At 57.9% G+C, this 8,940-nt stretch carries 5 protein-coding genes and 1 pseudogene; all 6 read right to left on the bottom strand.

The features are described from left to right. Window positions 1–2,145: 2,145 nt before the first annotated feature. Window positions 2,146–3,174, bottom strand: coding sequence for a dipeptide ABC transporter ATP-binding protein (locus tag X733_RS136710; RefSeq protein ID WP_050588740.1), 1,029 nt, complete (start codon window positions 3,172–3,174; stop codon window positions 2,146–2,148). Next, window positions 3,171–4,178, bottom strand: a complete 1,008-nt coding sequence (locus tag X733_RS136715; RefSeq protein WP_023820435.1) for an ABC transporter ATP-binding protein — start codon at window positions 4,176–4,178, stop codon at window positions 3,171–3,173. The genes X733_RS136710 and X733_RS136715 overlap by 4 nt, the downstream gene beginning before the upstream one ends. A 1-nt stretch (window position 4,179) precedes the next feature. Continuing rightward, complete coding sequence (locus X733_RS136720; RefSeq protein ID WP_031194352.1) at window positions 4,180–5,061, bottom strand: ABC transporter permease; 882 nt, start codon at window positions 5,059–5,061, stop codon at window positions 4,180–4,182. A 1-nt stretch (window position 5,062) separates the two neighbouring features. After that, window positions 5,063–6,080, bottom strand: a pseudogene (locus tag X733_RS00250) (ABC transporter permease). Then, complete coding sequence (locus tag X733_RS136725; protein ID WP_031194350.1) at window positions 6,080–7,693, bottom strand: ABC transporter substrate-binding protein; 1,614 nt, start codon at window positions 7,691–7,693, stop codon at window positions 6,080–6,082. The pseudogene X733_RS00250 and the gene X733_RS136725 overlap by 1 nt, the downstream one beginning before the upstream one ends. Before the next feature lie 720 nt (window positions 7,694–8,413). Then, the coding region (locus X733_RS136730; protein ID WP_023820430.1) for an MlrC C-terminal domain-containing protein at window positions 8,414–8,940 on the bottom strand (527 nt) is incomplete at its 5' end.

Raw genomic sequence — 8,940 nt, 5'->3', positions numbered from 1 at the left:
ACTGGCGCTTTGGCGTGCGCTCATCCTGCTGGCGATCGCTGCTTGCGCCGCCAAACCGGATACTTCCTCCCGTCACTGCGGCACTGCCGCGTCAATGGCTTAGCCATTGTTCAGGGCCGACTCGTTAGTTGAGTCATTTCTCCTCGTCGGATGCACTAATTTAGCGGTCACAGATCCCAAAGCTCCAGCAGCAGGCTTGGGACGATCGCCGACTGGTGATGACTACGGGCTATGATGCTGTCACGGCCCGCTGGTTTGATCCTTTGATCCCGTCGATATCATCCTAGTCTAGTTGGCGACAACGTCGGCAATGTCTGCCTCGGCTTTGACAACCCCACTACCGGTCAGCATGGCGATGTGTCAGGTGACAGGCTACGTGCGATGCTGAACGATGCAGCCAGCAAACAAAACTTGCTGCCACGCCCGCAGATTTAGCCAAGACCAGAGGCGCGCTTAAATCCCTGCTTCATCTCGATTTTCTTTTGAATGGGATAAACATTGCTCGTCCCGGTTTGATCGCTTTGTCTTTGCCCATCGGCACGGACGATCTTGCCTACGCGGTCTCGACTTTTGAAGCCTTCCTCGATCGCTGGGCCGAGTTAATTTTAGATGAGATTTGATGAAACTACATGTTCTACGCCGTCGTGCCGTGAGGCAGCGGGCTTAGGCCATGCCGCGAGTATGTCTTCCGCAGCCATGGTAATATGCCGCGAGATGGCAGCCTGAGCGCCGGGTCCATCCTGTTCTTCTAGCCGTTCGATGATACGCTCATGTTCGTCGTGGTAACGGCCGAGACTCGGATGCCCATTAAGGACCCCAAAATACGGGCCTATCTGCAACCAGAGCATTTCTATGCAGGGCAGCAGCTTCTCGGATCCAGCCGCCTGATATATCGTAAAATGGAATGCTCGATTAGCGTCGAGCATTCCGCTGAAATCTGACTTACCTGCACATTCGATCTCCCGGCGCAGCAACTTCCGGAGGAGCTTTACAAGCTTTGGCGTTGCATTTTCCGCTGCCCATAATGTGGCCAGTCCTNGTCTCGAACTGGGCGGCGACCTCCCGGATGATGACACTTTGACCTGGAATGAACCGTCCTGCCATCACGGCAGCCGACAACGATGCGTAAACCCGATCGTGCATCAGGGCTGGCTCGATCGGCTGCATAATTCGATCTGGCTTGGCCTTTGGAGATTCGGTCATGATATGCGCCCTTCTTTCACTTGATCAACGATCAATTAAATTGAATGTTTGACTCATACGTCAGGTTGATGAAGACATGAAGGGGGTAGGGCAGTTTAATGCACATTCTTTCACGGCGCGGACACTCATAAGAGCGAATAGAACCCAATTTGGAAGGCTTTCGCCAAAACGATTTGTCGCTTGCCGAGGGCGCCTCCCATATTTCGTATGGCGTGTCACGCAGGCACTGCACGGCACACAGGTGCGCGCCCATCATTTGTACCATGTCGAGAATGGTCTCGGTAATCAACGAGCGTTTCCAACCTCGGACAAATGGAGCGTGATATCATAGAAATGTGCCTATCACTTCTTGGGGGAATCCGGGGTCAAGTAAGAAGGTACCTTACCCGCGTCAACGATGTCGACTTCTTCCTCGGCCTAACGCCCTACCAGCGTTGACGGGTTGACCAGTTGATCCCCTCGAACGTCGTATTGTCCTGAACACGGCAACAAGGGCCTTTCGAAGGCACGACAGTCGTTCGCTTAGGTGTCGGCTCTTGCGCCGAGACCGGTAGAATCGTCGGAACGTCCTCTGTCGCCCAGCTTAACATCGGACAAGTCGTACCCAATTCACAGCAGCATCGACTTGAACAAAGCCTCTCGGCGAGGCAGGCTCGCGCTTCGCAGAGCAGGAACCACACAAAGGGCCTTATCGATCGGCTCCCAGTCAATCACTGGCAAGCGCATTCAAAGACGAATGCTTGACTGCGATCAACAGCTAAACCAAGCTTTGCAGACCAATGCGCCGGTGAGGCAGGATCCCTTAATCCACTGTACTCATTGAGGGAACCACAGATCAACACTTCAGTCCAGACACCACGCGACCAGGTCGCCTAGCGTGGCGCCATCGCCCGTCATCTGCATCTCAATGATCCGCTGCTCTCTGAGCGAGCCTAACCTGTTTCATCCCACCAGCGTCCATGTTGAAGTCGGCAGCTGGCGGCCTTGGGGGGTGGCTGTAGCCGGAGCGCGCACATGACAGGCCACGACGCGGCCGTCTGCCATTGGCACCAGGGGCGGCACTTCGAATCGACAACGCTCGACCGCGAGCGGACAGCGCGGGTGGAACGCGCACCCTGTCGGCGGGTTGATCGGGCTCGGCACCTCGCCCTCGACGGGCGGCTCCAGCCGGACTCGGGTGGGATCCGGCACCGGGGCCGCCGCGATCAGCGCCTCGGTATAGGGATGCACCGGTTTCGCAAAGAGCACCTCGCTCGGGGCGAGTTCCACGATCCGCCCCAGATACATGACGGCGACGCGATGCGCGATATGCTCGACGACGCCAAGGTCATGCGAGATGAAGACGAAGGCGATACCCATCTGCTGCTGGAGATCCAAAAGCAGATTTAAGATCTGGGCCTGCACGGAGACGTCCAGGGCTGACACCGCCTCGTCGGCGATGATGAGCGAGGGGTTGAGCGACAGCGCACGCGCAATGCCGAGCCGTTGCCGTTGGCCGCCCGACAGTTCGGATGGTAGCCTGTGCATCATCTCGGGCGCCATTCCAACCTTCTGAAGAAGGTCCGCCGCAAGGGCGTTGCGTTGCTTTCGGCTGAGGCGCTCGAAATTCTCGACGGGCTCGGTGATAATCTGTCCAGCGGTGAGACGCGGGTTCAGTGATGAGTAAGGATCCTGAAACACCATCTGCATCCTACGGCGATGCGCGCGAAGCTCGTGCTTCTTGAGGCCCGCAATATCGGTCCCATCGATCATGACGCGTCCGCCTGTCGGATCGGTGAGTCGCATCAATAGCCGCGCGACAGTGGACTTGCCGCAACCGGATTCGCCGACGATGCAGAGCGTCTCACCTGCCTCGACGGAAAAAGACACTCCCTCCACTGCCCGCACCACCGGAATGGTCTTCTTGAAAAATCCCCCGCCGAGCGGATAATGCTTGGTCAGATTCTCGACTTTCAGCAATGGACCGCTCATGCGCATACAAGCTCGTCTGAGCGCCAGCAAGCTGCGGCGTGACCCGATTCAATGTCACGCAGGACGGGCGTCTTCTCGCGGCAAAGATCGATCGCGAACGGGCAGCGCGGTGCAAAGTTGCACCCGATAATCGGTTCACGGAGGTTTGGTACAATGCCGGGAATTTCCGGCAGACGGCGCTGACGGCCGCGCCGCCGGTCAGGCACGGAGCGCATGAGAGCCTGAGTATAAGGATGCATGGGACGTGCGAACAGATCAGTTACGGTCGCTTGCTCGACGATCCGGCCAGCATACATGACGATGACGCGCTGGCATGTCTCGGCCACAACGCCCAGATCATGCGTGATAAACATCACGGCTGTTCCCATACGCTCTTTCAAATCGACGATCAGCCGCAGGATCTGCGCCTGGATCGTAACGTCGAGCGCCGTCGTCGGCTCGTCGGCGATCAACAGTTCTGGACAGCAGGCAAGCGCCATGGCGATCATGACGCGCTGGCGCATACCGCCGGACAGCTCATGGGGATAGTTGTTGACGCGACGCTCGGGATCTGCGATGCGGACGAAGCGGAGCATTTCTTCGGCCTTGGCCATCGCAATTGAACGGGAGTCTCCCGTGTGGATCTGCACCGCTTCAGCGATCTGCTGACCGACCGTGCAGACCGGGTTCAGACTCGTCATCGGATCCTGGAAGATCATGGCGATCTTACCACCGCGGATCTTGCGCATCTCCCGTTCAGACAGATTTAGGAGATCCCGTCCACCGAAGCGGACTTCGCCGCCAACGGTCTTGGCGGTCAGCTTCGGTAGCAGACGAAGAATGGAAAGGGCGGTGACACTCTTCCCGCACCCGGATTCGCCGACGACACCGAGAGTTTCCCCCTTCATTATCTGGAAACTGATACCGCCCAGCGCGTGGGTAACGCTTTCCTCGCCGTAAAAGTGCGTCTCAAGGTCTCGAACGTCAAGAAGCATGTCATGGTTAATCGTATTGTGCATTTGCATGTCAGCGCCTCCGCTTGGTGCGGGGATCGAACATATCACGCAGACCATCGCCAAGCAGGTTCACCGCAAGAACCGTGACAGCGAGACATATTCCCGGGGCGAAGATGGTCAGTGGGGCGATTGCGAGAAACAAGCGCGAACTAGCGATCATGTTGCCCCAGCTGGGGATTTCGGGCGGCACACCCACCCCGAGGAAACTCAGCCCAGCTTCGGTTAGAATTGCACTCGCGCTCACTGTGGCGCTTTGCACCATGAGTGCCGGAATGGTGCTCGGGAGGATATGCCGCAAGAGCACCTTCGGCAGCCGCGCACCGCCGCAGAGCGCCGCCTCCACGTACGGACGTTCGCGAACGCTGAGGACCACCGAGCGGACCAATCGGGCGACCGCCGGCGTCTCGGGAATAGCAATGGCGACGATGAGGATGCCAATCCCGGGACCCGTCAGAGAGATGAGCGCAATGGCCAGCAGAATCGTCGGGATCGACATCAGGCCGTCCATGATCCGCATGGCGATATTGTCAAACGTGCGGTTGTAGCCGGCGAGAATCCCGATGAGGAGCCCAAGCAGAGCCGCGCACGCCGCCGACATCAATCCGACCATAAGGGAGATCCGGGCGCCGAAGATCGTTCGCGCAAACACGTCCCGACCAAGATTATCGCTTCCAAACCACATTTTGCCCGAAGGCGGCTGGAGACGTTTGAACGGATCCATGTTCCCCGGATCGCCGGCGTAAAGCGGGGCGGCGAGTGCCAGAACAATCAGGAGCGCCAACAGGCCGCCGCCGATCAAGACCAGCGGATGACGCCGTGCCAGACGGGGAAAATCAGATATTCGCAGGCGACCCGTAGGAACGTATTCAACTGGTGCGGAAAAAATCGTCATATCAGTACCTGATGCGCGGATCGATCAGCGTATAAGCAAGATCGACCGTGAGATTGATAAGGACGTACAGACCCGAAGTCAGCATGAGCACGCTCTGAATAATCGGATAATCGCGGTTGCTTAACGCACTCACCACCAGCCGACCGGTACCGGGTATGTTGAACACCGTTTCCGTTAGAACCACTCCGCCGATCATGTAGGCGAAGCTTATGCCGATGACGGTCAGGATCGGTACGCCGGCATTCTTCAAGGCATGGTGGAAAAGCATAGCATAAGAGGAAGCGCCCTTGGCTGCGGCTGTTCGCATATAGTCTTCCGACAGGACTTCTAGCATGCTGGCCCGGGTAACCCGGGCGATGAAAGCGATGTAGCCAAGACTAAGGGTCACGGTGGGCAGGATCAGGTGCACGAACCAAGGCCAAAGACCACCCTCGATCGGCGCATATCCCTGGACCGGCAACCAATGTGTTTGTATGGCGAAAAAGTAGATCAGGAAGAAGCCGATGACGAATACCGGGACTGAATAACCAAATGCAGAAAAGGCCGTGAGGAGGCGGTCGACGAGACCGCCAGATCGCCACGCGGCAAGGATGCCGAAGGAGACCCCGACCGTCACTGCGAGAATCATCGTCAGGATTGAGAGGGAAAGAGTCGCTTCAAGCCTCTGCGAGACGAGCTCGAGAACCGGTCGTCCGGTCAAGATCGAGGTGCCAAAATTGCCGCTGAGCATGTCGCGCACCCAACGGATGAACTGAACCGGCATAGGATCGTTCAAGCCCAGCTGCTCACGAATGCCGGCAATTACTTCAGCCGTGGCCGACCGGCCGGCGATCATGGCAGCCGGGTCGCCCGGCGCCNTGCTCACGAATGCCGGCAATTACTTCAGCCGTGGCCGACCGGCCGGCGATCATGGCAGCCGGGTCGCCCGGCGCCAGCCTGAGAAGCAGGAAGACGAAAATCCCGACCATCGCCATGACAGCGATGGCCGAAACAACTCTGCGGAAGATGTAGACTGTCATCAGGCCGAGACTTTCTCCATGTTCCACATCGGGCACCGTCCCAAGTCATTGCTTATGACGCCGGTGAGCGTCTTGCGGCGTGCAGAGGGCTCGACCGCCTGACCCAGGAAAACCGCTCCGACAAAGTCCCACCACAGGTGTTGCATCTTGCGGGCCAGAGCCTTGCGCTCATCCAGCGTTCTGACAACCGCCCATTTGCTCCGTAGCGCCTCATATTCGTCATTCTTCGGCCAGCCGTACCAAGCGTTTTCGCCATTCGCCTGGAGGAGAGCGGCCCCGATTGGATCGGAGAGAGCGAGATTGGGCCAATTCGATATGTGAATGTTCCAGCCGTCTCCCTCAACGGGGCCTTTGTTCGCTCGGCGCGCGGTTATGCCGGCCCAGTCGCTCGGCGCCAGCTCGGCATTGACGCCGATCTTCTTTAACTCTGACGCCAGCAGCTGGGCGCAATTGTCGCCTTGTGGCCAGTCTGTAGAGTCGAGAATGACGACCTTCTCGCCGGAGTATCCGGCCTCCTTGAAGAGCTGCTTGGCCCGCTCTGGGTCGCCGCCCTTCTTATACCATCCCGTATTTTCGTCATTTGAGTATGGAGATCCAGTACCGAACATAGAGGTTAAACTCTGGGCAAACCTAGGATCGGGAGCCGTGACCCTCAGGAATGCCTCCTGGTCTACCAAATGCAAAAGCGCTTGACGCGCCTTGGCGTTGTCGAACGGCGGCTGGAGAAAATTAACCCGCGCAAAATAGTCTTGCCCTCCCCCCAGAACGACCTGCAATTGGAGATCGGGATCGCTCTCGACTGTAGAATAGAAGTCGGCGGGGCAAGTAAGCAGGAAATCAATCTCCCCCGCCTGCAACGCGGCCAACGCCGTCTGTTGATCTGAGATATTCTCCCAAATGGCTCTGTCAACTTTTACAATTTTCCCCCCAGCCAACCCGTCGGGCGCCTCCTTCCGGGGCACATATTTTTCATAGCGGTCGTAGCTGAAGTTCGCGCCAGGCTTGGCGAGAGCACGATTGAACTTGAACGGCCCCGATCCGATATTGTCTGTTACCTGCTCTGTTGGGGAAAAATTCGCGTCTTTCTGTCTCATTACAGCTAGAAACTGTGTTGGCGAGGCCAGCGTGTCGATCAGAAGCTCGAATGGCTCCCTCAGTGAAATCGTGAAGGTTCTCTCATCCTTCTTCGAGACATCCTTTGCCTTTTCCATTAGCATTTTTCCACCCGGGGCCGCCGCACCCCAACGGCGGATCGAGGCCACACAGTCAGCAGCGGTGACAGGGGATCCATCGTGAAAGCCCAAGCCGTCCCTAAGTGCGAATGTATAGGTCAACCTGTCTTCGGACACGCCCCAATTGTCGATCATTTGTGGACGTGCCGCCCGCTTGGAGTCGAACGCAAAGAGCGTATCATAAATAGCTAAGCCATGGTCTTGAGTATCGCCGCTTGTCGTAAAGAGCGGATCAAAACTCGCGGGAAGAGTGCCCCCGAGCACCAGGCGCAGCACCCGCGTGTCAGTTGAAGCAGCCTGAGCCCGCACAATAGACGGTGCCGACCAGGCGGTTCCTGCTGCTACGCTCAACTTGATGAGATCGCGTCGAGAAATTTCCATGTTTTTACTCCCTGTTTTGAGCAGTCCCATTGCCGCTTGCTTTGCGGATTGCTTCCCCCCGGCAAAGCCTTGCGAGCGGTCCAGCTCGCCATTCGGCTAATTGCCCGATTCACGATCCACGATAACTGGATCGGACCTCGCCCTCCGAGCGCGCTGTCGACCGTCGTGCGTTCTGCACTCACTGAAGTCGCGAGGATCGCTTCATGGCGATTCCCAGGTCTTTCGTGCCTTTCGCAAACGCAGCTTCACAGTTTCCCGTACATGGCGCCACAATTGATCCGGACGCATACACTATCAAATCTTTGATCAAAGATCAATAGCAATTATGCTTTCGTCCACGCTTGTAGCGCCTTTCGCGCTTACCGCACCGGCTTCGAGGCGTGCAACGAACCGATCTCCGCCCTTCGACATCACCGCTCGTCTTGGTCCCCCCGGTTTGCGGCCGACGTGGTTGCATTTATAGCCTCTCCATTCTCGGCACGTTAGAACGCCCGGATTTTGAGCGGGGTCGCCTTGCAATACTTTCAGCACACGAAGGACCACCTGCCGTCAATCAGATGCATGGCGCGGGTTAAACTATCACCTGAAGATAGCCTGCCTTCCCAAGCGGTAATGGGCCGTGAGTCCCATCCTTTATCTGCGGCGGCAGGCCCACTGGTCAACGCCACGCCCCGAAAGCGCATCGCGATCAAGCGCTCAGTCTCAACCAGCCGAGCCGTCTCAACTCAAGTCCAGCGGCCAGATCGGCCGCCTGAGTTTTTTCCAAGGAAACTGCTTGAAGTTGAGCGAGCAGAGGCCGCCGGCATCGACATAGATGAGTCTCCGCCCAATCGGCTCGAAATCGGCACGGAAGTGGTTCATCGCCTTGCAGGCGAGGATATTCACGCGCTCCGGCTCGATGCCGTACATACGGAACTGCTCGCGCTCGTAGATCGGCGTGGCGTAGGTGGCGACAATAATCTGCATGCCGTCGAGATCGAGGCGGAAGCTCGGGCCCATATTAGCCCTGGTGCCATTCGCAACCTTGCCCTTGCGGACATAGATCCCGTCGGAGACGGCGCCCACCGTTCCGATCAGTCGGATCGGCGTGCCGCTGAAGCGCGGATCCTTCTTGCCACCGAGGTCTACCGTAACCGTCGCGCCGATTCCCGCTTTGAGCCCGGCCGCGGCGGCGTCCGAATCGGCGATGGCGCCGACCGCAACGCCCTTGATGCCGGCTGCGATCAGGGCGCGAATCAAATTGGTGG

It is taken from the genome of Mesorhizobium sp. L2C066B000 (genome assembly GCF_000502335.1).
GTDB lineage: Bacteria > Pseudomonadota > Alphaproteobacteria > Rhizobiales > Rhizobiaceae > Mesorhizobium.
The sequence above is the reverse complement of the archived record's forward strand: the minus strand, read 5'-3'. Positions and strand labels throughout refer to the sequence as shown.